This is a genomic window from Microbacterium sp. TWP3-1-2b2, assembly GCF_049896145.1.
Lineage (GTDB): Bacteria > Actinomycetota > Actinomycetes > Actinomycetales > Microbacteriaceae > Microbacterium.
The window spans coordinates 2,775,343-2,798,116 of the sequence record NZ_JAFCTS010000001.1; the positions used below are offsets into that span (position 1 = coordinate 2,775,343).

Here is a 22,774-nt window from a genome sequence, read left to right on the forward strand (position 1 = left end):
CCTTCTGGGTGTCGGTCGTGGCGAGTGAGAGATCAAGAGGAGGTGCGCGTGGGGGAGTGTTCGGCGGCGGCGAGGTCGATGAGTCGGCGTAGATCATCGATCGGGACGTCGGCACCGAAGGTGGGTTTGCCCGGCTCCAAGAGGACGCCGGCGGCCAAGGGCCCGGCGATGAGGGAGTCGAACCCCAGCGCATCGATGAACTCTCCGACGCGCGCGAGGTCATCCTCGCGGTCGCCCGCGATCGCGATCGCCTTCCGGCCCACTGCCCCGGCCGGTCGAGCTTCTTCCTCGAGGTCGTGGTAGCCCATGTGGTTGAGCGCCTTCACCACGCGCGATCCAGAGAGGAACTCCTGCACTATCTCGCTCGTCGATGTGCGCGGATCGTTCAGGTCGTCGCGGATCCCATCCGTCTCCCACCAGTAGTTCATGGCATCCACCACGAGCCTGCCCTCTAGCTCCGCGACCGGCAGGCTCCGGTACTTGCCGAGCGGCAGCGCCAGAACGACGATGTCCGCCTCGCGGGCAGCATCCTCCGAACGGACGGCCGTCGCGCCAGGCGAGAGCACATCGATCGTGAGAGCGATCCGCTCCGGATCGCCGGATCCTGCAATGAGCACGCGGTACCCCGCGGCAAAGGCAAGGCGGGCGAGCACCGTGCCGACCTTGCCGGCCCCGAGGATGCCGACGGTCTCGCCGTTGCCGCCGGTGTCATTCCGCTCACTCATGACCTGGACCCCGCCCCGGTCATCGACTGCGCGGGTGCCTCCGCCAGCAGTTCGCGCACCATTGGGATCACCTTCGTGCCGTACAGCTCGACCGCGCGAAGACGCGCGCTCGCCGACATGGCGCCTCCGGCCGAGTAGATGAGGTCGAACCGTCCGACATCGAGCGTGCGGATGGCAGCTGCCATCTTCCGAGCGACGGTCTCCGGCGAACCGATGTACAGCGATCCGCTCTCGACGTCGGCCTCGAAGTCCGAGCGAGTCAGGGGCGGCCAGCCACGCAATGCACCGATCCGGTCTCGGACCACCTTGTACCCGGGGTAGAAGGTCTCCATCGCCTCCTCGTCGGTCGCGGCGATGAAACCGGGGGAGTGCATACCCACCGGGTGGGCGGTGGTGCCCAGCTGCTCGGTCGCCCGCCGGTACAGGTCGACGTACGGCGCGAAGCGGGCAGGTGCGCCGCCGATGATGGCGAGCATGAGCTCGAACCCGTAGTGCGCCGTGCGGAGCACGGACTGCGGGGACCCGCCCACGCCCACCCACGTGCGCAGCCGCCCCGAATCCGTCTTCGGGAAGACGTCGGCCTCGTGCAGGGCAGCGCGCGTCGTCCCTTCCCAGGTGACCGGCTTCTCGTCGAGCAGGGCGTGGAAGAGATCGATCTTCTCGTCGAAGAGCAGCTCGTAGTCGGAGAGGTCGTAGCCGAACAGCGGGAACGACTCGGTGAAGGATCCTCGTCCGAGGATGATCTCGGCGCGCCCGTTCGAGAGGGCGTCGACGGTCGCGAATCGCTGGAACACTCGCACAGGGTCGTCAGACGACAGCACAGTGACGCCGGAGCCGAGCCGGATGCGCTCGGTCGCCGTGGCGATGCCGGCCAGCACGGTCTCCGGTGAGGAGATCGCGAACTCGGGGCGGTGGTGCTCTCCGATGGCGACCGCGTCGATGCCCACCTCGTCGGCGAGCACCGCCTCCGCCACCGTGGCGCGGATCGCCGCTGCATACGAGACGACGGCGCCCTGGTCATCGCGGGGCAGGTCGCCGAACGTGTCGATGCCGAACTCGAGGTCGGTGAAGTCGTTCATGATCTCTTTCTTCTCGTAGGTTTCAGGCATGGGCGGCTTTGCCGCCCTTGACGATCTCGGCAGGGGCGCGCCCGGTGAGGTGCCACTCTCCAGGGTCCTCGTCGAGCAGCTCGCGTACCCGGGGAGCCACGCGCTCGCCGAACAGGCGGATGCTGCGCTCACGCGCCTCGCGCGGCAGGTGCAGCACGTCGTACTTCAGGTCGAAGCGAGACAGATGATTGGCGCGGACGATGCCCGCGATCTTCCGCGACACGGTCTCAGGGGAGCCGACGTACAGCGCCCCTGTATCGACCTCGGTTTTGTACCGCTCAAGGGTGGGTGCGTAGAACCCGCGCTCCTTGCTCATCGCGGTGACGACCGGCTGCCAGTGCCTCCAGTGGATGTTCTTCGCCTCCTCATCGGTGTCGGCGATGAAGCCGAGGGAGTGCTGGCCGATCGGGAGCTCCGGCTGTCCGAATCGCGAAAGCGCACGAAGGTAGAGTTCGGCGTGCCCTGCGAATCGGTCGGGGCGGCCGCCGATGATGGCCATCATCAGGGGCAGTCCGTTCCGTGCCGCGCGGACGACGGAGTCGGGGCTTCCGCCGATCCCGATCCAGGTGGGGATTCCGCCCTGCGGCATTCGCGGGTGCAGACGTACGTTCTCGAGCGGTGCGCGGTACTGCCCGGTCCACGTCACACGATCCTCATTCATGAGGCGCAGGAAGAGGCCGAGCTTCTCCTCGAAGATCTGCTCGTACTCGGCGATGTCGTACCCGAACAGTCCGAACGACTCGATTGCCGACGCGCGTCCGAGCACCAGGTGCGCCCGCCCGCCCGACAGGCCGTCGACCGTGGCGAACTGCTGATACAGCCGTACCGGATCCTGCGTCGACAGGACGGTCACCGAGGTGCCAAGACGGATGGTCGATGTGGCCTGCGCTGCGGCTGCGAGGATCACAGGAGTAGCCGAGTCGACCATCCCCTCCCGGTAGTGCTCGCCGATGCTGAACACATCGAGCCCGACGGATTCCGCCAGTTGAGCCTCGTCGACGAGCAGCCGTAGCGATTCAGCATCCGACATCACCCGCCCGTCATCGGTGGCGATGTCGCCGAAGGAGTTCAGTCCGAACTCGATGTCACCGATCCGGATAGCCATGATCCGTCCTCCTCGCCCCGGACCTTCCGGATTGACGTGTCAATGCTGCAACATGGGTATTGACGTGTCTATTCCGAGGAGACCTGATGGCCCGCAATCACCGGACGATGCCGACGCGCGAGCAGCTTCGCATCTGGCGAGATTACATCGAGACGTCGCTGGCTCTTCGCACGCGTCTGGGCAGTCGGATGCTGAGTGAGTCGTCGCTGTCGGCGGGCGACTACCAGGTTCTGCTCGCTCTGACGGAGGCGCCGCAGCACACTCTGAGGTCAGCAGAACTGGCGGCGCTGGTCGGATGGGAGCGAAGTCGGCTCTCGCATCATCTGGGGCGGATGGAGAAGCGCCGCCTGATCCGACGGGTCCCGTGCGTCGATGACGTGCACGGGGTGGACGTCATCGTGACGGAATCCGGGCGGGAGGCGTTCCGAGCCGGGTCGGTTCCACACCTGCGCGCGGTGCGCGAGCTGTTCATCGATGCTCTCAGCCCCGAACAGCTCGCGCACCTCGACGACATCTCCGCCGCGCTCCGCGCGCACCTGGGTCTGAACGACGGGTTCAGTCGCCCCGACTGAACCCCACGCCATCCTGGCGCGCCGACTCCGCGATCATCGCGGCATACCCCTCGACGTATGTCGGGTACGCCAGATCACCCAGCAGAGAGCGCAGCAGCGATCCATCATGCACCAGCCCGGTCGGCCCGGCTGAGGGATCGTCGCGCGGTGTGTCGACGTCGAGCGCGCGGGCGATGTACTCGACCACCTCGCCCAACGGGGCGGGGGCCGCATCCACCGCGTGCACGAGCGGCGGCGGCTCCGGCATCCGCAGCAGGAGATCGAGCGCCCGTACGAGATCGTCCTCGTGGATGCGGTTCGTGCGCCGACGATGGTTCACGACGGCGTTCTCCCGCACCTGCCGCAAAAGGAATCCTCGCCCGAAACCATAGATCCCGGCAGGACGCACGATCACCGCGGAGAACAGCTCGATCGCCGCTCGCTCGCCATCGTGCAGCCCTCGCGCTCGTTCGCTGGTCGGCGCGGGTTCGTCCTGCTCGGTGATCGGATGGGCGGATGCTGAGCCATCGAACACGCCGGTCGATGACACGAAGAGCGTCCGTGCGGGAACCGCGAGCAGAGCATCCGCGAGATGCGTCAGTGCCGTGCGATACCCGGAGACGCCTCCCGGTGGCGGGAGGGTCACGACCATCGAATCGACGGCAGGCAAGCGCGCTTTCAGAGGAGCGGCCAGATCCGCGCGGACGCCGATGACGCCATCGGGCAGGTCGCCCTCGCTGCGGCGCAGCGCGATGACGTCGCCGCCATCGGCGAGAAGCCGGGGGGCGAGACTGCGCCCGAGTTTGCCGAACCCCACGAGGAGGGTTCGGCCGGGCGATTCGGTCATTCGCGGATCAAGGGAGTTCATCGATCCCAATCTGTCACACGACGCTGATGTGCCGGTTGCGGGAATACCCCCGACGCCGCTACGTTGGATTACAGGTACCCGGTAGGGGTATCCCAACTCGAAGGAGAACACCATGACCATCAGCACCAGCGAGTACCAGGTGACGGGCATGACGTGCGGGCACTGCGAGATGTCGGTCCGAGAAGAAGTCAGTCAGATCGCGGGAGTACAGGAGATTCAGGTCAGCGCACAGACCGGCAAGCTCGTCGTGAGCTCCCACGGCGACCTCGACAATGACAAGATCCTCGCTGCTGTCGAGGAGGCCGGCTACTCGGCCGAGCGCATCTGATGAACGCCGGAGCACGATTGGGACTGTTCACAGGAGGTCTGGTGGTGGCGTTCGGCGCCGCGTTCGGACTCGCCGGCCTGCTCGTCCCCCAGAGTCTCGTCGCAGGCTGGACGGAAGGGGACACAGTGCGATCGCACGACGAAGGACACAGCGACTCGAAGACACAGCCCGCAGTGACGTCACTCAAGGGCCTCTCACTGTCCGACGGCGGGATGGTCCTCTCTCCGGTGAGTGCACCGCACGCCACCGATGAAGAAGGAAACCTCAGTTTCCGTGTGGAGGAGACCGACGGCTCGATCGTCACCGAGTTCGCAGAAGCGCACGACAAGAAGCTGCACCTCATCATCGTCCGCAGTGACGGTTCAGAGTTCCGGCACGTGCACCCCACGATGGATGCCGACGGCACCTGGACGATCCCGTGGACGTGGCACGAGGCGGGCAGCTACCGCGCCTTCGCCGACTTCACCCCCGAAGGCGAAGACGCCACGGGCGTCACGCTGACACAGACCATCCACGTCGATGGGGCCTTCGCCTCGGTGCCCACCGAGGCGAGCCGCGTCGACGTGGTCGACGGATTCACCGTGGAGCTGGACGGCGAACTGGTCGCCGGCTCGGCCGGCGATCTGACCGTCACCGTCTCCCGCGATGGCGAGCCGGTCACCACGCTCGAGCCGTACCTCGGCGCTTTCGGCCACCTCGTCGCACTGCGTGAGGGCGATCTGGCCTACCTCCACGTCCACGCGGAAGGCGACGAACCTCGCGCCGGCGAGACCGCAGGGCCGGAGGTCGGGTTCGGTGCGGAGGCTCCGACTGCCGGCCGCTATCTTCTGTACCTGGACTTCCAGGTCGACGGCGCCGTCCATACCGCCGAGTTCGTCCTCGACGTCGCGCACGGCGACCACGCGGACGACTCAGAGAGTTCCGACGACCAGACGCATTCGGACGGGCACTGACCCGAAGGTCAGATGGCCCGAACTCACGAAGGAAATCACATGAGCACATCAGCACCCGCGAGCGGGACGACTGGCATCGAGTTGGAGATCGGCGGCATGACCTGCGCCTCCTGCGCGATGCGGATCGAGAAGAAGCTGAACAAGCTCGACGGCATCACGGCCACCGTGAACTACGCCACCGAGAAGGCCAAGGTCACCGTCCCCGATGGGTACGACGCTGCTGCACTGATCGCCGAGGTCGAGAAGACCGGCTACACCGCGGCCCTCCCCGCCCCGAGGAACGCCAAGGGTGCTGAGGAAGAGGAGGGCGAGAGCGACCCCGAGCTCGACTCGCTGCGCACCCGTCTCATCGTCACGGTGCTGCTGACGATTCCCGTCATCGCCATGGCCATGGTGCCCGCGTTCCAGTTCACCTACTGGCAGTGGGCTTCGCTGGCGCTCGCAGCGCCGGTCATCGTCTGGAGCGCGCTCCCGTTCCACACAGCGGCGTGGACGAACCTCAAGCACGGTGCGGCCACGATGGACACGCTCATCTCGATGGGCACCAGCGCGGCGTTCCTGTGGTCGCTGTACGCGCTGTTCTTCGGCACCGCGGGCACCCCGGGCATGGTGCATCCCTTCGAGTTCACACTTGCGCCGTCCGACGGTGCCGCGAACATCTACCTCGAAGTCGGTGCCGGGGTGACGATGTTCATCCTCGCCGGCCGCTACTTCGAGAAGCGCTCCAAGCGTCAGGCCGGTGCCGCACTGCGCGCACTGCTCGAACTCGGGGCGAAGGAAGTCGCCGTACTCCGCGACGGCATCGAGACGAAGATTCCCGTCGAAGAGCTGCGGGTCGGCGATGAGTTCATCGTCCGTCCTGGCGAGAAGATCGCCACCGACGGAATCGTCGCGTCCGGCACCTCTGCCGTCGATGCCTCCATGCTGACCGGTGAGTCCGTGCCGGTAGAGGTCAGCGAGGGCGACGCGGTCACGGGAGCGACGGTGAACGCCGGCGGTCGACTCGTGGTCAGGGCGACACGGATCGGCTCCGACACCCAGCTCGCCCAGATGGCGCGGCTCGTTGAGGATGCACAGACCGGCAAGGCCGAAGTCCAGCGACTCGCCGACCGGATCTCGGGCGTCTTCGTCCCGATCGTGATCGTCATCGCGGTCGTCGCTCTCGGCGGCTGGCTCGGTGCGGGCTTCCCCGTAGCGGCGGCCTTCACGGCCGCGGTCGCCGTGCTCGTCATCGCCTGCCCATGCGCTCTGGGCCTCGCCACCCCTACTGCCCTGCTCGTAGGAACGGGCCGGGGCGCCCAGATGGGCATTCTCATCAAGGGGCCTGAGGTCCTCGAATCCACTCGCAAGGTCGACACCGTCGTTCTGGACAAGACGGGTACGGTCACGAGCGGGAGGATGACGCTCGTGGACGTCGTGCTCGAGGCGGGGAACGACCGCGCCGAGCTGCTGCGTCTCGCTGGAGCGCTCGAGGATGCCTCAGAGCACCCCATCGCCCAGGCGATCGCGAAAGGCGCCACTCAAGAGATCGGAGTCCTCGCCACGGTCGAGGGCTTCACGAACATCGAGGGCAAGGGCGTGCAGGGAGTCGTGGACGGCCGAGCGGTCATCGTCGGTCGCGAATCGCTTCTCGCCGAATGGTCGCAGCAGCTCAGCCGTGAGGTCGCCTCCGCGAAGGCGCGAGCGGAAGGCGAAGGCAAGACGGTCGTCGCCGTGGGCTGGGACGGGCAGGCCCGCGGCATCCTCGTGGTCGCCGACACCGTGAAGCCCACGAGCGCCGAAGCCATCGCGCAGCTGAAGGCCATCGGGCTCACCCCGGTGCTCCTCACCGGCGACAACGAGGCCGTCGCGCGACAGATCGCCCTGGAGGTCGGCATCGACGAGGTGATCGCCGAAGTGCTGCCGAAGGACAAGGTGGATGTGATCACCCGCCTGCAGTCCGAGGGGAAGACCGTCGCGATGGTCGGCGACGGCGTGAACGACGCGCCCGCCCTCGCACAGGCAGACCTCGGCTTGGCGATGGGTACGGGAACCGACGTCGCGATCGAAGCATCCGATATCACGCTGGTCCGCGGTGACCTCCGTAGTGCCGTCGACGCCATCCGCTTGTCGCGGAAGACCCTCGGGACCATCAAGACCAACCTGTTCTGGGCCTTCGCCTACAACGTCGCCGCGATCCCCGTCGCCGCGCTCGGACTGCTCAACCCGATGCTCGCCGGCGCAGCCATGGCACTGTCCAGCGTCTTCGTGGTCGGCAACAGCCTCAGACTGCGCGGCTTCAAGAGCATCACGCGATGACATCCGATCCGAACGATACGCGAGCATGGCATAAGTCTCCGTGGAAGGAACGCTGATGACCGATCCGCACGCACACCACAACCATGCATCGACGGCGAACAGTGCCGATGTCCACGAGGTTCACGAGGTTCACGAGGGACAGACCGGTCACGCCGGTCACGCCGGTCACGGTGATCACGTGGGGCAGTTCCGACGCCTGTTCTGGATCAATCTCGTCATCGCGGTGCCGGTCGTGGCGCTCTCGCCGATGTTCGCGATGATCCTCGGTTACGGGGTGCCCGGATGGGCGCGCCTCATCGCCCCCATCCTCGGCACCGTCATGTACGTGTGGGGCGGGTGGCCGTTCCTCACCGGCGCCCTCAGCGAGATCAGGACGCGCAAGCCGGGGATGATGCTGCTGATCGGGCTCGCCATCACCGTCGCTTTCTTCGCATCGTGGGGCGCCACCCTCGGCATCCTCCACCATGAGCTCGAGTTCTGGTGGGAGCTCGCGCTCCTGATCGTCATCATGCTGCTCGGTCACTGGATCGAGATGCGGTCACTCGCGCAGACGACATCCGCGCTCGACTCGCTCGCCGCTCTCCTTCCTGATGAGGCGGAGCGGCTTGAGGGCGGCGAGGTCGTCAAGGTCTCGCCGGGGGACCTCGTCGTCGGCGACCTGGTCGTCGTCCGACCTGGCGGAAGCGTTCCTGCAGACGGCCGCATCGTCGATGGAGCCGCCGCGATGGACGAGTCGATGGTGACGGGCGAGTCGCGCCCGGTCACCCGAGCGTCGGGTGATGCGGTGACGGCAGGAACCGTCGCGACCGACTCCGGGCTCCGCGTCGAGATCACGGCCACCGGTGACGACACCGCGCTGGCCGGCATCCAGCGTCTGGTGACCGAAGCTCAGAACTCCTCCTCACGCGCGCAGCGGATCGCCGATCGTGCCGCGGCCCTGCTGTTCTGGTTCGCACTGCTGTCGGCCGCCGTCACTGCAGCGGTGTGGACCCTCGTCGGCAATCCGGATGACGCCGTGGTGCGAAGTATCACCGTGCTGGTCATCGCCTGCCCTCACGCGCTGGGCTTGGCGATCCCCTTGGTCGTGTCGATCGCCACGGAGCGCGCAGCCCGCGGTGGCGTGCTCGTCAAGGACCGCCTGGCGCTGGAGAGCATGCGCACGGTCGACGCGGTTCTGTTCGACAAGACGGGCACCCTCACCAAGGGGGCGCCCACCGTCACGTCCGTCGCGCCGACCGGTGACGTCGACGCCGATCGACTCCTCCTCCTCGCCGCATCCGCCGAGGCCGACAGCGAGCACCCCCTGGCCCACGCCATCGTGCGCGCCGCGCAGGAGAAGGGCTTGACGCTGCTCGGTGCGGCCGGGTTCACCTCATCGCCCGCGGTGGGTGTGACGGCGAGCGTCGACGGCAGCGAGATCCGCGTCGGCGGACCGAAGCTCCTCGATGAGGTCGGAGGGCAGGAGATCCCGGCCGCGGATGAATGGCGACGCGAGGGAGCCATCATCCTCCACGTGGTCGTCGATGGGAAGGTGATGGGCGGCCTGAAACTCGCCGACGAGGTGCGTCCCGAATCGAGACAGGCGGTCGACGCACTGCACAGGCTCGGCGTCGAGGTCGTCATGATCACCGGCGACGCCCAAGCCGTCGCAGAATCGGTGGCAGCGGATCTCGGCATCGACCGCGTGTTCGCCGGCGTGCGTCCCGAAGACAAATCGGCGAAGGTCAAGGAGCTTCAGGCGGAGGGCAAGAAGGTCGCGATGGTCGGGGACGGCGTGAACGATGCCCCCGCTCTCGCACAAGCCGACGTCGGGATCGCCATCGGCGCGGGAACGGACGTCGCCATCGCTTCCGCCGGCGTGATCCTTGCCAGTTCCGACCCGCGGTCGGTGATCTCCGTCATCGAGCTCTCCCGTGCTGCGTACCGCAAGATGAAGCAGAATCTGTGGTGGGCCGCCGGGTACAACCTCCTCTCGGTGCCCCTGGCGGCAGGAGTGCTCGCGCCCGTCGGCTTCGTGCTTCCCATGTCGATCGGGGCTGTTCTGATGTCCCTGTCGACGGTGGTCGTCGCCCTCAACGCGCAGCTGCTGCGGCGCATCGATCTCACCCCCGAAGCCAGCACACGGGCCGTTCTGGACCGTTGAGCACTCACCACCGAACGAAGGATCAGACATGACCGCGCAGGCGACGACCGAAGAACATGCCCACGGCTACATCACCGACAAGGAGAAGTACCTGAACCGGATGCGCCGTATCGAGGGCCAGGCGCGCGGCGTGACGAAGATGGTCGATGACGAGAAGTACTGCATCGACATCCTCACCCAGATCAGCGCGCTCACCAGCGCCCTGCAGGCCGTGGCCGTCGGGCTCCTCGATGATCACCTCAAGCACTGCGTCCTGGACGCGGCCCGCATGGACTCGGCGGACGCCGAGGAGAAGATCAAGGAAGCATCCGACGCGATCGCGCGTCTCGTGCGCTCCTGACCGCGTCACATGATGGCCCATGCCTGGATGAGCGTCTGTGGCTACTGTGGAAGCCGTGACGCATCAGCTGACGCGGGGGCAGGCGCGGCGTCTTGTGCTGCGCGCGCAGGCACTGGATGCCGACCGTCCGGGTGACGTCGTCGAGGTGGCCGAACGCCTCGGTGCGATCAAGATCGACCCGACAGCCGTGATCGCGTCATGCGAGCACACTGTGCTGTGGTCGCGCATCGGGTGGGGATACGAGACCACCCAGCTTCGCAGGGCGGTCGAGGACGATCGGATGCTGTTCGAGTTCGACGGTGCGTTTCGGCCGATGAGTCTGCTGCCTCTGATGCTGCCCGCCATGCGCCGGTGGCCGACGCACGACAGGAGCCGCGAGTGGCTTGCGGCGAACGAGAAGTTCCGCCGCGAGGTGCTCGCGCATCTTCGTGCGGAGGGCCCGCTGATGGCCGGCGACATCCCGGACACTGCGCAGGTCCGACGCGCACCTGATGGCTGGTACGGGCCGAACCAGGCGGTTCACATGCTGGAGTTCCTGATGCGACAGGGTGAGGTCGCGATCACACGGCGGGAGGGTCGCCAACGTGTGTGGGACCTGGCCGAGCGGGTGTATCCGAAGGATCTCCCCGAGTACGGCGACGACGAAGTCGCACACCTGCTCGAAGAACGTCATCTGCAGGCGGCGGGAATCGCGAAACCGCACCGGCATTGGAACGGAGTGGGCGAAGAGGCCGGCGAACCGGCAACGGTCGAGGGCAGTCGGTGGAAGTTCCGCGTCGATCCGGTCGCGCTCGCCGTGCTCGAGCGGGATGAGCCTGGCGGGCGAGCGAGCTTCCTCAATCCGTACGACAGCGTGCTGTATGACCGTGGCCGGCTGACCGAGCTGTTCGACTTCACCTACGTTCTGGAGCAGTTCAAGAGAAGGATATGGTGCGCGCTGAGCTCACTGATCTGGCCGGTTGGCTCGGCGTGGGAGTGGAAGACCCCTGGTGAGTCGGTCCGAGTACGACGGTGTCGAAATCCCGGGGCGGCATGCGAGCGCGGCGGGTGCACCATCCCTCGACGCACCCACCACGCAGCGCACTCATCGCATGCGCGCTACTTGCGCGGCGGGTTGAGGGGCAGCCACTCATCCAGGCGGGTCTCGAAGATCTCCGCGTCGTCGAGCGGGATGAGTGTGCGTTCCTCGATCCTGGCGCCGTAGTACGTAGCATCGTCGTCGCGTACGACAGTACGGGGGTCTTTGCGGAATGTCAGCCCGCGGCGGATGAACTCGTCCATCCCGAAGGCCTCCGGTCCGGCGATCTCGACATCACCGAGAGGCGTGCCGGCTGCCGCACGCGCCACGGCTGTGGCGACGTCTTCGGCAGCGATGGGCTGGATGAGCGCGCCGGGAAGGCGCACAGTGTCTCCATCGGTCGAGATGTCGGCGATGCTCCCGACGAACTCGAAGAACTGGGTGGCGTGCACGAGGGAGTAGTCGATGCCGGATTCGCGGATGAGCTTCTCCTGCGCGACCTTCGCCGCGAAGTAGGGGATGCTCTGCGGGCGGTTCGTGCCGACGATCGTGAGCGCGACGTGGTGGTCGACGCCAGCGGCCGCCTCGGCCTCGAGGAGGTTGCGGGTCGAGGTGGTGAAGAACTCCAGCACATCATCCGGTGCGAAGGACGGCGAGTTGGACACGTCGACGACCACGTTCGCACCGGCGAGTACTTCGGCGAGACCTTCGCCGGTGAGCGTATTGACCCCCGTGTTGGGCGATGCGGCCACGGCCTCGTGGCCGTGCTCTGTGAGCTTCGCGACGACCTTCGAGCCGATGAGGCCGGTGCCTCCGATGACGACGATCTTTGCCATTTTCATGCCTTTCGATTCGTGGGTGCCTTGTGGCATCCGTCAGCTAAGACAGCGGTGCGCCAGCAGATGTGACGGACGTGCGGCCATCCGACTCGGGGCGCGACTCGACCGAGCTCTGCACACGCCAGTCGTGGTACCGCGTCGACGCGATGGTGGCTGTCGCCTCGGGAAGCAGGTCGCGACGCGCCAGCCGGGCGCCGAAGTACGTGCCGAGGGGGTCGGGAACGACCTCGCGCTCATCCTGGCGGTAGCGCAGATCGAGCACGGCCAGCTCGTTGAGACTGAAGACCTCCGGTCCGCCGAACTCAACCGTGCCGTAGAGCGGCTCGCCGAGTGCCGTCTGCGCGACAGCTGCCGCGACATCGTCGGCGGCCATGGGCTGGATGAGCACGTCTGCGACGCGCACGACACCGCTGCGCACGGCGTGATCGGTGATGTTGCGGATGAACTCGAAGAACTGGGTCGCGTGCACGAGCGAGAACGGTCTCTGCGACGCTGAGATGAGTCGCTCCTGCTGCTCCTTGGCGATGAAGTACCCGCCTTCGGCACGTGCCAGCCGATCGGTGCCGACCACAGACAGTGCGACGTGATGGCCGACACCGGCCGCTTCGCCGTAGCTGAGCAGATTCATCGTGGAGGTGAAGAAGAACTCACGGGCGCCCTCCTCGTCGGTGTACGAGGAGTTGGAGACGTCGACGACCACTTCCGCACCGGCCAGAGCGCCTTCCAGCCCCTCGCCGGTGTACGAGTTGACGCCGGTCGAGCGCGCGGCGACGACGATCTCATGACCGGCCGATCGCAGAGCACGAACCAGCCGTGCGCCGATCAGACCGGTTCCGCCGATGACTGTGATTCTCATGTCGCTCCTTCGAATGTCATTTGGTCACGGACGTCTGTCCTCACTCGATGGACCGGACAGCCCTCTCATCTGTGACAGAGCCCTGGCTGAGCTGTCACAGAACACTGCACTGCACGGTCAGAGCTTCCGAGAGGAGCCGTGCGGATGGATCATGAGAGAGGGAAAGGCGAATGGTGACAGTGACGAACGACGCTCAAGAACGAACCGATGACCTCGACGACGCGATCGAGATCTTCGCCGCGCAGCGCCGGCGCCTGTTCGGAATCGCGTACCGGATGCTCGGCACCGTGGCCGACGCGGAGGACATCGTGCAGGACACCTGGATCCGGTGGCAGAACACCGACCGGGCAGGAGTTCTCGAGCCGGCGGCGTTCCTGGCGACGATCGCGACGAGGTTGTCGATCAACGTCCTGCAATCCGCCCACACGCGGCGGGAGACGTATATCGGACCCTGGCTTCCCGAGCCCGTGAACACAGACGACGACCCTGCTCTCGGCGCAGAGCGCGCCGAGGCGCTGCAGTTCGCGATCCTGCTGACACTGGAGAAGCTGACTCCGACCGAGCGCGCGGCGTACATTCTGCGCGAGGCCTTCGACTATCCGTATCCGCGTATCGCCGAGGTGATCTCGTCCAGCGTCGTCGGCGCCAGACAACTGGTCAGCAGAGCACGCGCACACCTGGAATCCACTCGTCACGTGACGGTCGAGCCATCTGCCCAGCGCAGGCTGCTCGAGGCGTTCCTCACTGCGGCGCAGAAGGGCGACGCCCAAGAACTCGAGAACCTCTTCGCCGCCGACGTCGTCAGCTACACGGACGGCAACGGGGTGAAGCTCGCAGCCAGGACACCTGTGTTCGGGCGTGGGCGGGTGGCCAAATTCGTCGCAGCGTTCGCCCACCATTTCTGGGCAGGAAAATCGATCGACTGGGTGCAGGTGAACGGCCAGCCGGCAGCGACTCTCACGGAAGACGGAGAGGTCACCACGATGGTGACCTTGACGACGTCGAGCGACGGCATCCGTCAGCTCCTCTGGGTGATGAGCCCGCTCAAGCTCCAGCACGTCGCCGCGGTCGGGGCATGATCCGGCGGCAGTACCCGACGTGGGCACGCCGGAGGCGGCGTGGTGCACCTGACGAGGCCACGATGGAGGAGCTGGCGATCACCTTGGTCTCGGCCGACCAGGAGGTCGTGCGCGCCGTGCTCAGCCCGGACGTGGTTCTGACCATCGACAGCGGGGGCATGGTCCCTACCGCGTCCGCCCCGCTGGAAGGGCGTTCCGCCGCCGCATCCGCGTTGCTCGCCTTGATGACGTCAGAGACGTCGGTCACGATGGCATCGATCAACAGTGCGCCCGGGCTACTGCTCACGCGTGGCGCAACGGTCGTCGGAGCGGTCACGGCTGAGATGCGATCAGGGCTGCTGTCGAGCGTGTGGGTCGTCTGCAACCCGGAGAAGCTGCGCCACTGGAACCGGGAGTGAGCGCGGGTCGGGACGAGGTGCGAAGGTGGACGGATGACGGAAGCGAGCACGACGCGGTGGAACAACAACATCCACTATCACCGCCGCATCCTCGACGTGGTGCCGGCGGGAGCGCGCACGGCGCTTGATTTCGGCACCGGGAACGGACTGCTGGCCGCCGACCTTCATGCGCGTGTGCCTGACGTGACCGGAATCGACATCGATCTCGCGGTGCTGGAATCCGCACGTGCAGAAGATCCGGGCGTGCGCTGGATCCAGGGGGACGTGATGAGCCACCCGTTTCTGCCGGAGTCGTTCGACGTGGTGGCCTCAGTGGCCACTCTTCATCATCTGCCCGACCTGGACAGCACCCTCACCCGGTTGGCCGGGCTCACCTCGCCAGGCGGCGTGCTCGCCGTGGTGGGTCTGGCGAAGTCATCGGGAGCGATCGACTTCCTCTACGACGTCGCCGGGCTGGTGCAACAGGCCCGGTACGAACGCCGCCACGGCATCTGGGAGCACTCGGCCCCGATCGTGTGGCCGCCTCCTCACACGTACGGCGATGTCAAGCGCAGTGCCGCTCGGGTACTCCCCGGCAGCACCTGGTCCCGACTGCCGATGTGGCGCTACCTGGTGGTCTGGCACAAGCCGGCGCCGTGATCGCTGTCCGCGATCACGGCCGAACGCGAACCGTCCGTCCCTCGAACGTGACGAGGTCGCCGTCGTGCAGCTGTCGACCACGGCGACGCTCCGTCTCGTCGTTGACGCTCACATAGCCGTCGATGATGACCTCCTTGGCGTTGCCGCCGGAGTCGAGCAGGCCGGAGAATTTGAGGAACTGCCCGAGGCGGATGACCTCGCCCCCGATGGGCACGTCATCGATCTGATCAGCGTTCGTCATTCCTGAATGCTAACCGTCCTTGCGAGGGACCGGATGCTGACCATGCGCTCGAGATGTCGGCGTTCCTTGCTATCGTGGCGCCGTGCGATGGCTTGCGGACGAGGCGAGTGGTTCACGATGTGTTCCGCTCTCTCCGGGGTCACCCCGGGGTACGCAGTTTGATCTGGAAGAAGCGCCGCAGGCGCCTCCCTGCGCTTCGCGCAGTACAGCGCCCGCACTGATGGACGGGTCGTACGCGAGCCATCGCACGCTGCATATCGATCCTCCCTCCGCGCCCTCGTCGGCTGTCTCCTGATGGCGGACGCCGCGACGACGATCGCATCACGCGTTCTCGCACGGAAGCCGCGCGCGCTGCCGTCGGCCGTCGCCGCGGCACTGGCCGACGCGTTCCTCTCAGCAGACGTCTGGACGGCGAGCGAGTTGATCGACGCCGGCGCATTCGTCATGGGAGCGCGCCGACGATGGCTCGCACCGCTCGTCAGCGACATCATGAGCGCGTTCGTCCGTCCGCCCCTCGACGCCCCGCGGCTGCTCACCGCACTGATTCTTCAGTCGCCGGCTTTCGGCGAAGCGGTGCGCAAGGCCGATGAACGCCGGTCACCGCTGCGGATCCATCACCACGTCGTCGGCCCGTCGACATCACGCCCGACCCCAGGCGCTCTTGCCCGCATCGACAGCATCCCGGATCTCGCCGACCTCCTCGATCTGGACATCGGGCGACTCCAGTGGCTCGCCGACACGAAGCAGTGGAATCGCCGCGCACGGCCGGGGCCCCTGCATCACTACCGGTACGAGTGGCGCCCACGACCAGGGCGGATCCCGAGACTGCTGGAAATCCCGGAGGAACGGATGCGCCGCGCACAGCGGAAGCTCCTGAACAGTGTGCTCGGCATCGTCCCTGCGGGCCACGCCGCCCACGGTTTCGTCCCCGGTCGCAGCGCGCGCACCGGAGCCGCACGCCACGTCGGATCCGAGATCGTCATATCCCTCGACCTGACGACGTTCTTCGCTCGGGTGACGGCCGGTCGCATATACGGCACGCTCCGCCAGTCGGGTCATTCGGAATCCGTCGCTCACGTCATCACCGGTCTGTGCACGAACGCCGTCCCGCGGCGGACGCTCGCCGCGATGCCTCCCGGCGGCTCGCCGGAGGAGCGCTTCGCGCTGCGCCGCGCTCTGGCCACGAGCCATCTTCCGCAGGGCGCTCCCTCATCGCCGATGCTCGCGAACCTCGCCGTCCGGCGTCTTGATTCCCGACTTTCGGGATGGGCGGATGCCGCGGACGCGACGTACACGCGCTACGCGGACGACCTCGCGTTCAGCGGCGGACTCGCTCTCGCGAGGCGGCCGGATGCCTTCATCCGCGGCGTGCAGCGGATCATCGGAGACGAGGGGCACTCGGTCAACGCGAGGAAGACGAGAGTCAGGCGCCAGGGTGTGCGGCAGACCGTCACCGGAATCGTCGTCAACCAGCACATCAACGTCTCGCGGGCGGACTACGACCGGCTGAAGGCGACGATCCACAACTGCGTCGTGCACGGCCCGCACACGCAGAACCACCGCCGGCTCGACGACTTTCGCGCTCACCTCCTCGGGCGCGTCTCCTGGGTCGAGAGCCTGAATGCCGAACGGGGCGAGAAGCTTCGCCAGGAGTTCCTGCGCATCCGGTGGTGACGGACGACTAGCCGCGCTTCGGCCGGTACGTCCGTCCGAAGCTACGCTCCGCGCCCTCGTACATCTCGACCAGCTCCCAGTCGTAGCGACGTCCGCCGGGAACATCGAAGATGCGGGTGCCGTCGCCGAGGAACACCGGGGCGACGAAGACCTGAAGCTCGTCGATGAGGTCGTGTTCGAGCGCCTGACGGGCGATGTCCGCGCTGATGATCTGCACGTCCTTGCCGCCGGCGATCTCCTTCGCCCGGCGGATGGCCTCGACGATGTCGACGTTGAGCGGAACGATCGCCGGATCGTCCGCGACCTCCTCCGGTCGATGCGTGAGGATGAACTCGGTTCCCGACCACGCGCCACCGTACGCCTCGGAGGTCATCTCGTCGCGCTCGGCCTGCTGGGCCTTCGCGGCGTCGTAACCGGATCTGCCCGAGATGATCACTCCTACCTCGCCCGCCATACCCGCTGTCATCGCCTCAGGCATCGGCTCCGAGGCTGACAGCCAGCTCATGTCGTGACCGGGGCCCGCGATGAAGCCGTCGATCGAGCAGGTGAATCCCCACGCGACTTTGCTCATGATCTTCTCCATCCATTCTTCAGAACATCCACGTCAATCGTCACCGTCGAACAGGCCGCCGTCGAGTATCCAGTTGTAGCGCATGCGCAGAGCCCGCTCGGTGCTCGCCACGAGTCCCGCGACGACCAGTGAGATGTTCGTCCACGCCGGAAGATGGAACGGGCTGACGAACGTGCCGACAGCATCGGCGACGGGAGGAATCCGTGTGATGTCTTCGGCTATCTGCGGCACACCGAGCACGAGCGCGATCAGGAGCACCACGACAGACACGACACCGATGGCGCGACTCAAGGTCGGACGGGTCTGACCGAGGCGAGCGCGTCGCCCCTCGGCAGAGGCGGGGTCAGGTACGAGCATCCGGGTCGTCCCGTCCTCAGCGACATAGTGACAGCGCTTGAGGCCGTAGCTGCTCGTGGCCACTTCGATAGTGCCGCCCGGGATGCGGAACGCCGCGGGAAGCCTGGAGCGCGCCTGATTGCGTCCGTCGAGGTACAGCAGGGCCCAGACCTCTCCGTTCGAGTCACCACCATGGCGGACGTCGACCGACCAGACTTCCGGAACGTCGGCGAAGCCGTCGAGGCGCAGATGGAACAGCGAGCGTGAGAACAGCTGCCACCAGCGGTAGCGCTGCAGCGGGTGATCGTCTCCCGGCTTGGCTCTGTGCACCATTCGTCATCCCCGTTCTGCGTCCGTTCGATCGACGCTACAAGCGGCCTGGAGCGCGAAGAAGTGCAGAACAGTCCTGACTTGGCATGACATTGGTCACGGTTGTCCCCGATGCACTCATTCGGCAGCAGGGCACCGATGACCGCGCGTCGTGTGGACTTCAGTGCGTCGGGTGGTCTCCACCGGAGATCTGGTCGAGCAGATGATCGAGAACGTCGCCGAGCACGGCGAGACCGTCGCGCACGCCCCCGGTGGAACCTGGCAGATTCATCACGAGCGTGCGACCGGCGATGCCGGCGACCGCTCGGCTGAGGATCGCTGTCGGCGTGACCTCCGCCCCGCGCCGGCGCACTTCCTCGACGATTCCCGGCAGCTCCTTGTCCAGCAGCGCGCTGGTCGCCTCCGGCGTGCGATCATCGGGTGAGACGCCGGTGCCGCCGGTGGTGAGGAGCAGGTCCGGATGCTGGGCGAGCAGTTCTGCGAGTGACGCGGCGATCGCGGCATCCGGAACGATGACCGGCCCGACCACCTCGAAACCGCGAGCGCGCAGCCAATCCGCGATCACCGGGCCGGTGCGATCCTCATACGTCCCTGCAGCGGCGCGGGTCGACGCGACGAGGACCGCGGCGCGCCTGGTCATTCGCGAGACCAGTCGCCGCTCTTGCCGCCCGACTTCGCGAGCACCAGCACGTCGGTGATCACGGCACGGTTGTCGACGGCCTTGATCATGTCATAGAGCGTCAGGGCGGCGACGCTCGCCGCGGTCAGCGCCTCCATCTCGACGCCGGTGACCCCGTTCGTCACGGCGGTCGCGACGATGCGCACGCGATCGCCCTGCGGCTCGAGGTCGACCGACAACTTCGTGAGGGGCAGCGGATGGCACAGCGGAATCAGGTTCGACGTCTGCTTGGCGCCCATGATGCCCGCCAGCCGCGCCGTTCCGAGCGCTTCGCCCTTGGGCAGCGAACCATCGGCGATCATCGCCACGACGTCTTCGGTCGTGACGAGCACGGCCTGCGCCTGCGCCTCGCGGCGCGTGACCGCCTTGTCGGTGACGTCGACCATGTGGGCCGATCCGTCAGAACGCAGATGCGTCAGGTCACTCATCGATTCTCCATACCTCGACCTCGGCGCCGGCGGGGAGCGTATCGACGCCGACCGGAATGTGCACCAGGATCGTGGCCCGCGCGTAGTCGTGCAGCAGGTGCGATCCGGGAGCTCCCACCTCGACGCTACCGTCTGCGCGGAATCTCCCTCGACGGATCTGATGCTTGCCACGGGGCGAGTCGAGCGCCTCCGCCAACGGCGCACGCTGCACCTGACGAGTGGGCGAGAGTCCGGCGGCCCTGCGCAGAATCGGGCGGAGGAACATCTCGAAAGACAGCAGTGCGGAGACGGGATTGCCAGGGAACGCTATGACAGGCACCGAGCGATCGCCTGCGCCGACCGTTCGCAGCCGTGCGTCACCAAGGCCCTGCGGGCCGCCGGGCTGCATCGCGACTTTGCCGAAGCGCACACCGGCAGGCTCCAGAGCATGGCGCACCACCTCGAAAGCACCGGCGCTGACACCGCCGGTGGTGACGATCACGTCGATGTGCGGATGCTGCGCTATCGCGTCGAGCACGGCAGCAGCATCGTCGGGTGCGAACGCGAAGTGCACGATCGCGCCGGCATCCTGCATGGCGGCGGTCAGCGAAGCCGTGTTCGCATCGTAGATCTGTCCCGGGGCCAGTGCGTCGCCCGGCGCGCGCAGTTCGTGGCCGGTGGAGAGCAGCAGCACCACAGGACGCGCACGTACTCGCACCTCGGTGATCCCCGCCGAAGCAAGCGAGCCCAACTGCGCGGGTCCGAGCCGCGTACCGGCAGGCAGGATCGTCGAGCCCTCTGCAAGATCGGCGCCTGCCTCGCGCACGAACGCACCTGTCTCAACGCGCGCGTGGAAGCGGACCGTGGTGTCTGCAGGGCTCTCGTCGGCACCGCTGCCGATCCCGATGAAGCGGGGCGGGTCAGCGAGCTCGATCGGCACGACCGCATCGGCGCCTGCGGGGATGGGCGCCCCGGTCATCACGGGAGCCGCCGTACCGGGAACATGCTCGTGCACGGCGTCACCGGCGGCGCTGGTCGCACCGATGCGCAGCTGAGCCGGTGAATCGGCGCTCGCGGATGCCAGATCTGCAGCCCGAACGGCGTATCCGTCCATCTGCGAATTCGTGAACGGCGGCACGGTGATCGGACTCTTCACGTCCGTCGACAGCACGCGGCCGTACGCTGCGCCAGGAGTCAACGAGACCAGCTCTGCGCGTGAATCATCAGCGAGAGTGTCGAAGACGGGGGCGAGCAGCGCGGCGACGGCCTCGGCGTGCTCGGACGGTGTGGCTGCGGGCTCGGTCATCGAGCCGTCACCCTCCGGCGAACGGCGGAAGGATGTCGACCTGCGCACCGGTGGGATGGGCGGGATCCCTGCGCACCACGCCATCGAGGAGGAATGAGCCGGAACGGAGCACGCGCGCCATCGGCTCACCGTAGTTGCGCACCAGAACCTCGCGCAGCCCGCCGAGCGTCGAGTCTGAGCCGAGATCGAGCTCTTCCTGCTCGCGACCCGCTGCTTCGGAGGCGGCAGCGAAGTATCGCACCGTCACGATTGCCATGCTGTCCATTCTAATCCAAGGGGTGGAAGTCGAACTTCGTATCGTGGAATTGCTTTGTCGTGCTGCGGAGTTCGACGCGTACTATGGCACCATGATCCCGCTCGTCGAGCCGGGCCCCTCGCTGGAGCCCGAGCGAATCACCCGCTACAGCCGTCAGCTCATGTTGCCCGGCTTCGGCGAGAGTGCGCAACGGCGACTCGCCGCAGCTCGTGTTCTCGTCATCGGAGCCGGTGGCCTGGGCAGCACCATCGTCCCCGTGCTCGCCGGCTCCGGGGTCGGCACGATCGGTGTCGCCGACGACGATGTCGTCGAGCTGTCGAACCTTCACCGTCAGCTCAGCCACGGTGTCGAAGACATCGGCCGATCCAAGGTCGACTCGCTCGCCGACACTGTGCGGGCGATCGACCCGCAGCGCGAACTCATCATCCACCGCGAGCGCCTGACGTCCGAGAACCTGCCGGTGATCCTCGAGCAGTACGACCTCATCGTCGACGGAAGCGACAACTTCCCGACGCGCTATCTCGCGAACGACGCTGCAGAACTCGCGGGCACGCCCCTCGTCTGGGGCTCCATCCTGCGCTTCCACGGGCAAGTGGGAGTGGCGTGGCGCGATCACGGACCGACGTTCCGCGACCTGTTCCCCTCGCCGCCACCGGCTGACGAGACGCTGTCATGCGAGTTGGGCGGGGTGCTGCCGAGCCTCTGCACCGCGATCGGATCGCTCATGGCGACGGAGGTCGTGAAGCTCGTCACCGGGATAGGTGAACCACTGATGGGTCGGGTGCTGTTCTACGACGCCCTCACCGCCCGCACACGCGAGATCGCCTACGCGACGGATGACGCGCGAGCGCCCGTGTCCGAGCTCATCGACTATGAGGAGTTCTGCGGGATCCAGAGCGATCCAGCCTCCGTTGATGTCGACGCCACCTCGGCGGCGGAGCTGCTTCAGTGGATGAGAGAGCGCAGATCGGTGCGGCTGATCGACGTGCGTGAACCCCACGAGGCGCGCGCGCGTCGCATTCCAGGGGGACGGCTGCTGCCGATGGGCCGGCTGGATGCGGGGGAGAGCCCTGAGGGGCCGGCCGATGGTGCGGCGGGCGAGAAGATCGTCGTGTACTGCGAGCGCGATCCCCGCTCCCGCCGCGCCGCGCGAACGCTCACCGACCGCGGATTCCGCGTGACGTATCTGGCCGGCGGCATCCAGGCGTTCGTCGCCGTCGGCGGCAGTGTTGTGGAGGGGGACGCGGTGCAGGATGCTGCGAGCCCGGGCCCCGAGCAGATCGAGATGGTGACCTCATGACGACGACGTTCGCACTGATCTCGGAGGACCCCATCGATGAGGGGGCCGTTCGGGCCGCCGTCGGCTCGGATGAGCACGGCGCGATCGTCACTTTCTGCGGAGTGGTGCGCGATCATGACGGCGGACGGTCTGTGCGCTCGCTCGATTATCGTGCTCACCCGGATGCCGCGCGGTTCCTCGCCGAGATCGTCGAGCGCGTGCGGGTGGAGACCGGCCTGCTGGTCGCAGCCGCCCATCGTGTCGGAGATCTGCGCATCGGTGACATCGCGCTGTATGCCGCGGCATCGGGCGGCCATCGAGCAGAGTCATTCCGCGCGTGCGAGCTCGTGGTCGAGGAGATCAAACGCGGTGTGCCGATCTGGAAACGGCAGCACTATGAGGACGGCGTCTCGGAGTGGGTGGGGCTCTGAGCTCCCTGAGCCCCG

26 protein-coding genes are annotated in these 22,774 nt (G+C 67.0%); 13 read left to right on the top strand and 13 right to left on the bottom strand.

Going from position 1 to position 22,774, the window contains the following annotated elements:
* Positions 1–32: 32 nt before the first annotated feature.
* Genes ACP7AR_RS13680 through ACP7AR_RS13690 form a run of 3 tightly spaced genes read right to left on the bottom strand, consistent with a single transcriptional unit; the run spans position 33 to position 2,939 of the window.
* The gene (locus ACP7AR_RS13680) at positions 33–725 is read right to left on the bottom strand and encodes an NADPH-dependent F420 reductase (protein ID WP_426186785.1); all 693 of its coding nucleotides are present in this window, start codon (positions 723–725) and stop codon (positions 33–35) included.
* Positions 722–1,804, bottom strand: a complete 1,083-nt coding sequence (locus tag ACP7AR_RS13685) for an LLM class flavin-dependent oxidoreductase (protein WP_426186788.1) — start codon at positions 1,802–1,804, stop codon at positions 722–724. Before ACP7AR_RS13685 ends, ACP7AR_RS13680 begins: the two co-directional genes overlap by 4 nt.
* Positions 1,805–1,826: 22 nt before the next feature.
* The gene (locus ACP7AR_RS13690) at positions 1,827–2,939 is read right to left on the bottom strand and encodes an LLM class flavin-dependent oxidoreductase (RefSeq protein ID WP_426186791.1); all 1,113 of its coding nucleotides are present in this window, start codon (positions 2,937–2,939) and stop codon (positions 1,827–1,829) included.
* Positions 2,940–3,025: 86 nt separating this feature from the next.
* Between ACP7AR_RS13690 and ACP7AR_RS13695 the strand changes: the two genes are divergently transcribed.
* Positions 3,026–3,511 carry a MarR family winged helix-turn-helix transcriptional regulator gene (locus ACP7AR_RS13695; RefSeq protein WP_426186794.1) on the top strand — a complete coding sequence of 162 codons (486 nt, stop codon included), beginning with the start codon at positions 3,026–3,028 and terminating at the stop codon, positions 3,509–3,511.
* Here ACP7AR_RS13695 and ACP7AR_RS13700 read toward each other — a convergent pair.
* Positions 3,495–4,337: a sugar nucleotide-binding protein gene (locus tag ACP7AR_RS13700; RefSeq protein WP_426186797.1), complete on the bottom strand. Its 843-nt coding sequence runs from the start codon at positions 4,335–4,337 to the stop codon at positions 3,495–3,497. The genes ACP7AR_RS13695 and ACP7AR_RS13700 overlap by 17 nt on opposite strands.
* Before the next feature lie 139 nt (positions 4,338–4,476).
* Here ACP7AR_RS13700 and ACP7AR_RS13705 point away from each other — a divergent pair, with 139 nt between their 5' ends.
* The 6 genes from ACP7AR_RS13705 to ACP7AR_RS13730 are packed head-to-tail and all read left to right on the top strand — an operon-like array spanning position 4,477 to position 11,624.
* Positions 4,477–4,686, top strand: coding sequence for a heavy-metal-associated domain-containing protein (locus ACP7AR_RS13705; protein ID WP_426187755.1), 210 nt, complete (start codon positions 4,477–4,479; stop codon positions 4,684–4,686).
* A complete protein-coding gene (locus tag ACP7AR_RS13710) occupies positions 4,686–5,639 on the top strand; it encodes a heavy-metal-associated domain-containing protein (RefSeq protein WP_426186800.1) in 954 nt (317 codons plus the stop codon). The genes ACP7AR_RS13705 and ACP7AR_RS13710 overlap by 1 nt, the downstream gene beginning before the upstream one ends.
* 39 nt (positions 5,640–5,678) lie before the next feature.
* Positions 5,679–7,937 carry a heavy metal translocating P-type ATPase gene (locus tag ACP7AR_RS13715; RefSeq protein WP_426186803.1) on the top strand — a complete coding sequence of 753 codons (2,259 nt, stop codon included), beginning with the start codon at positions 5,679–5,681 and terminating at the stop codon, positions 7,935–7,937.
* Between the two features lie 55 nt (positions 7,938–7,992).
* Positions 7,993–10,080 carry a heavy metal translocating P-type ATPase gene (locus tag ACP7AR_RS13720; RefSeq protein ID WP_426186806.1) on the top strand — a complete coding sequence of 696 codons (2,088 nt, stop codon included), beginning with the start codon at positions 7,993–7,995 and terminating at the stop codon, positions 10,078–10,080.
* Between the two features lie 28 nt (positions 10,081–10,108).
* A complete protein-coding gene (locus tag ACP7AR_RS13725; protein ID WP_426186809.1) occupies positions 10,109–10,420 on the top strand; it encodes a metal-sensitive transcriptional regulator in 312 nt (103 codons plus the stop codon).
* Positions 10,421–10,475: 55 nt separating this feature from the next.
* On the top strand, positions 10,476–11,624 hold the full coding sequence (locus ACP7AR_RS13730; RefSeq protein ID WP_426186812.1) for a DNA glycosylase AlkZ-like family protein: 1,149 nt from the start codon (positions 10,476–10,478) through the stop codon (positions 11,622–11,624).
* Here ACP7AR_RS13730 and ACP7AR_RS13735 read toward each other — a convergent pair.
* Complete coding sequence (locus ACP7AR_RS13735; protein ID WP_426186815.1) at positions 11,519–12,274, bottom strand: SDR family oxidoreductase; 756 nt, start codon at positions 12,272–12,274, stop codon at positions 11,519–11,521. The genes ACP7AR_RS13730 and ACP7AR_RS13735 overlap by 106 nt on opposite strands.
* A gap of 43 nt (positions 12,275–12,317) precedes the next feature.
* A complete protein-coding gene (locus tag ACP7AR_RS13740; protein ID WP_426186819.1) occupies positions 12,318–13,133 on the bottom strand; it encodes an SDR family oxidoreductase in 816 nt (271 codons plus the stop codon).
* Positions 13,134–13,303: 170 nt separating this feature from the next.
* Between ACP7AR_RS13740 and ACP7AR_RS13745 the strand changes: the two genes are divergently transcribed.
* The 3 genes from ACP7AR_RS13745 to ACP7AR_RS13755 are packed head-to-tail and all read left to right on the top strand — an operon-like array spanning position 13,304 to position 15,249.
* A complete protein-coding gene (locus tag ACP7AR_RS13745; protein WP_426186822.1) occupies positions 13,304–14,212 on the top strand; it encodes an RNA polymerase sigma-70 factor in 909 nt (302 codons plus the stop codon).
* Positions 14,209–14,610: a hypothetical protein gene (locus ACP7AR_RS13750; protein ID WP_426186825.1), complete on the top strand. Its 402-nt coding sequence runs from the start codon at positions 14,209–14,211 to the stop codon at positions 14,608–14,610. The genes ACP7AR_RS13745 and ACP7AR_RS13750 overlap by 4 nt, the downstream gene beginning before the upstream one ends.
* A gap of 33 nt (positions 14,611–14,643) precedes the next feature.
* The gene (locus ACP7AR_RS13755) at positions 14,644–15,249 is read left to right on the top strand and encodes a class I SAM-dependent methyltransferase (RefSeq protein ID WP_426186828.1); all 606 of its coding nucleotides are present in this window, start codon (positions 14,644–14,646) and stop codon (positions 15,247–15,249) included.
* 13 nt (positions 15,250–15,262) lie between these two features.
* On the opposite strand, the gene ACP7AR_RS13760 is transcribed toward ACP7AR_RS13755, so the two are convergent.
* Complete coding sequence (locus ACP7AR_RS13760) at positions 15,263–15,490, bottom strand: RNA-binding S4 domain-containing protein (protein WP_426186831.1); 228 nt, start codon at positions 15,488–15,490, stop codon at positions 15,263–15,265.
* A gap of 294 nt (positions 15,491–15,784) precedes the next feature.
* Between ACP7AR_RS13760 and ACP7AR_RS13765 the strand changes: the two genes are divergently transcribed.
* The gene (locus tag ACP7AR_RS13765) at positions 15,785–17,164 is read left to right on the top strand and encodes a reverse transcriptase family protein (RefSeq protein ID WP_426186834.1); all 1,380 of its coding nucleotides are present in this window, start codon (positions 15,785–15,787) and stop codon (positions 17,162–17,164) included.
* A gap of 7 nt (positions 17,165–17,171) precedes the next feature.
* On the opposite strand, the gene ACP7AR_RS13770 is transcribed toward ACP7AR_RS13765, so the two are convergent.
* The 6 genes from ACP7AR_RS13770 to ACP7AR_RS13795 form a co-directional block, all read right to left on the bottom strand.
* Positions 17,172–17,735, bottom strand: coding sequence for a dihydrofolate reductase family protein (locus ACP7AR_RS13770; protein WP_426186837.1), 564 nt, complete (start codon positions 17,733–17,735; stop codon positions 17,172–17,174).
* Between the two features lie 33 nt (positions 17,736–17,768).
* On the bottom strand, positions 17,769–18,404 hold the full coding sequence (locus ACP7AR_RS13775) for a hypothetical protein (RefSeq protein ID WP_426186840.1): 636 nt from the start codon (positions 18,402–18,404) through the stop codon (positions 17,769–17,771).
* A gap of 157 nt (positions 18,405–18,561) precedes the next feature.
* Positions 18,562–19,041, bottom strand: coding sequence for a MogA/MoaB family molybdenum cofactor biosynthesis protein (locus tag ACP7AR_RS13780; protein ID WP_426186843.1), 480 nt, complete (start codon positions 19,039–19,041; stop codon positions 18,562–18,564).
* On the bottom strand, positions 19,038–19,508 hold the full coding sequence (gene moaC / locus ACP7AR_RS13785; RefSeq protein ID WP_426186846.1) for a cyclic pyranopterin monophosphate synthase MoaC: 471 nt from the start codon (positions 19,506–19,508) through the stop codon (positions 19,038–19,040). The genes ACP7AR_RS13780 and moaC overlap by 4 nt, the downstream gene beginning before the upstream one ends.
* On the bottom strand, positions 19,501–20,793 hold the full coding sequence (glp, locus tag ACP7AR_RS13790; RefSeq protein WP_426186849.1) for a gephyrin-like molybdotransferase Glp: 1,293 nt from the start codon (positions 20,791–20,793) through the stop codon (positions 19,501–19,503). Before glp ends, moaC begins: the two co-directional genes overlap by 8 nt.
* Before the next feature lie 7 nt (positions 20,794–20,800).
* Positions 20,801–21,049 (bottom strand): MoaD/ThiS family protein, encoded by a 249-nt coding sequence (locus ACP7AR_RS13795; protein WP_426186852.1) that lies wholly within the window; start codon positions 21,047–21,049, stop codon positions 20,801–20,803.
* A gap of 91 nt (positions 21,050–21,140) precedes the next feature.
* Here ACP7AR_RS13795 and ACP7AR_RS13800 point away from each other — a divergent pair, with 91 nt between their 5' ends.
* The gene (locus tag ACP7AR_RS13800) at positions 21,141–22,349 is read left to right on the top strand and encodes a ThiF family adenylyltransferase (RefSeq protein WP_426186855.1); all 1,209 of its coding nucleotides are present in this window, start codon (positions 21,141–21,143) and stop codon (positions 22,347–22,349) included.
* Positions 22,346–22,759, top strand: a complete 414-nt coding sequence (locus ACP7AR_RS13805; RefSeq protein WP_426186858.1) for a molybdenum cofactor biosynthesis protein MoaE — start codon at positions 22,346–22,348, stop codon at positions 22,757–22,759. Before ACP7AR_RS13800 ends, ACP7AR_RS13805 begins: the two co-directional genes overlap by 4 nt.
* Positions 22,760–22,774: the final 15 nt, after the last annotated feature.

Excerpts from the sequence above, each read along its gene's own strand:
- ACP7AR_RS13750 (WP_426186825.1), top strand. The coding sequence starts at position 14,209 with ATGATCCGGCGGCAGTACCCGACGTGGGCACGCCGGAGGCGGCGTGGT.
- ACP7AR_RS13725 (WP_426186809.1), top strand. The coding sequence starts at position 10,109 with ATGACCGCGCAGGCGACGACCGAAGAACATGCCCACGGCTACATCACC.
- ACP7AR_RS13800 (WP_426186855.1), top strand. The coding sequence starts at position 21,141 with ATGATCCCGCTCGTCGAGCCGGGCCCCTCGCTGGAGCCCGAGCGAATC.
- ACP7AR_RS13740 (WP_426186819.1), bottom strand. The coding sequence starts at position 13,133 with ATGAGAATCACAGTCATCGGCGGAACCGGTCTGATCGGCGCACGGCTG.
- ACP7AR_RS13770 (WP_426186837.1), bottom strand. The coding sequence starts at position 17,735 with ATGAGCAAAGTCGCGTGGGGATTCACCTGCTCGATCGACGGCTTCATC.
- ACP7AR_RS13690 (WP_426186791.1), bottom strand. The coding sequence starts at position 2,939 with ATGGCTATCCGGATCGGTGACATCGAGTTCGGACTGAACTCCTTCGGC.
- ACP7AR_RS13680 (WP_426186785.1), bottom strand. The coding sequence starts at position 725 with ATGAGTGAGCGGAATGACACCGGCGGCAACGGCGAGACCGTCGGCATC.
- moaC (WP_426186846.1), bottom strand. The coding sequence starts at position 19,508 with ATGAGTGACCTGACGCATCTGCGTTCTGACGGATCGGCCCACATGGTC.
- ACP7AR_RS13720 (WP_426186806.1), top strand. The coding sequence starts at position 7,993 with ATGACCGATCCGCACGCACACCACAACCATGCATCGACGGCGAACAGT.
- ACP7AR_RS13700 (WP_426186797.1), bottom strand. The coding sequence starts at position 4,337 with ATGACCGAATCGCCCGGCCGAACCCTCCTCGTGGGGTTCGGCAAACTC.
- ACP7AR_RS13765 (WP_426186834.1), top strand. The coding sequence starts at position 15,785 with ATGGCGGACGCCGCGACGACGATCGCATCACGCGTTCTCGCACGGAAG.
- ACP7AR_RS13795 (WP_426186852.1), bottom strand. The coding sequence starts at position 21,049 with ATGGCAATCGTGACGGTGCGATACTTCGCTGCCGCCTCCGAAGCAGCG.
- ACP7AR_RS13775 (WP_426186840.1), bottom strand. The coding sequence starts at position 18,404 with ATGGTGCACAGAGCCAAGCCGGGAGACGATCACCCGCTGCAGCGCTAC.
- ACP7AR_RS13695 (WP_426186794.1), top strand. The coding sequence starts at position 3,026 with ATGGCCCGCAATCACCGGACGATGCCGACGCGCGAGCAGCTTCGCATC.
- ACP7AR_RS13805 (WP_426186858.1), top strand. The coding sequence starts at position 22,346 with ATGACGACGACGTTCGCACTGATCTCGGAGGACCCCATCGATGAGGGG.
- ACP7AR_RS13745 (WP_426186822.1), top strand. The coding sequence starts at position 13,304 with ATGGTGACAGTGACGAACGACGCTCAAGAACGAACCGATGACCTCGAC.
- ACP7AR_RS13755 (WP_426186828.1), top strand. The coding sequence starts at position 14,644 with ATGACGGAAGCGAGCACGACGCGGTGGAACAACAACATCCACTATCAC.
- glp (WP_426186849.1), bottom strand. The coding sequence starts at position 20,793 with ATGACCGAGCCCGCAGCCACACCGTCCGAGCACGCCGAGGCCGTCGCC.
- ACP7AR_RS13715 (WP_426186803.1), top strand. The coding sequence starts at position 5,679 with ATGAGCACATCAGCACCCGCGAGCGGGACGACTGGCATCGAGTTGGAG.
- ACP7AR_RS13685 (WP_426186788.1), bottom strand. The coding sequence starts at position 1,804 with ATGAACGACTTCACCGACCTCGAGTTCGGCATCGACACGTTCGGCGAC.
- ACP7AR_RS13780 (WP_426186843.1), bottom strand. The coding sequence starts at position 19,041 with ATGACCAGGCGCGCCGCGGTCCTCGTCGCGTCGACCCGCGCCGCTGCA.
- ACP7AR_RS13760 (WP_426186831.1), bottom strand. The coding sequence starts at position 15,490 with ATGACGAACGCTGATCAGATCGATGACGTGCCCATCGGGGGCGAGGTC.
- ACP7AR_RS13735 (WP_426186815.1), bottom strand. The coding sequence starts at position 12,274 with ATGGCAAAGATCGTCGTCATCGGAGGCACCGGCCTCATCGGCTCGAAG.
- ACP7AR_RS13710 (WP_426186800.1), top strand. The coding sequence starts at position 4,686 with ATGAACGCCGGAGCACGATTGGGACTGTTCACAGGAGGTCTGGTGGTG.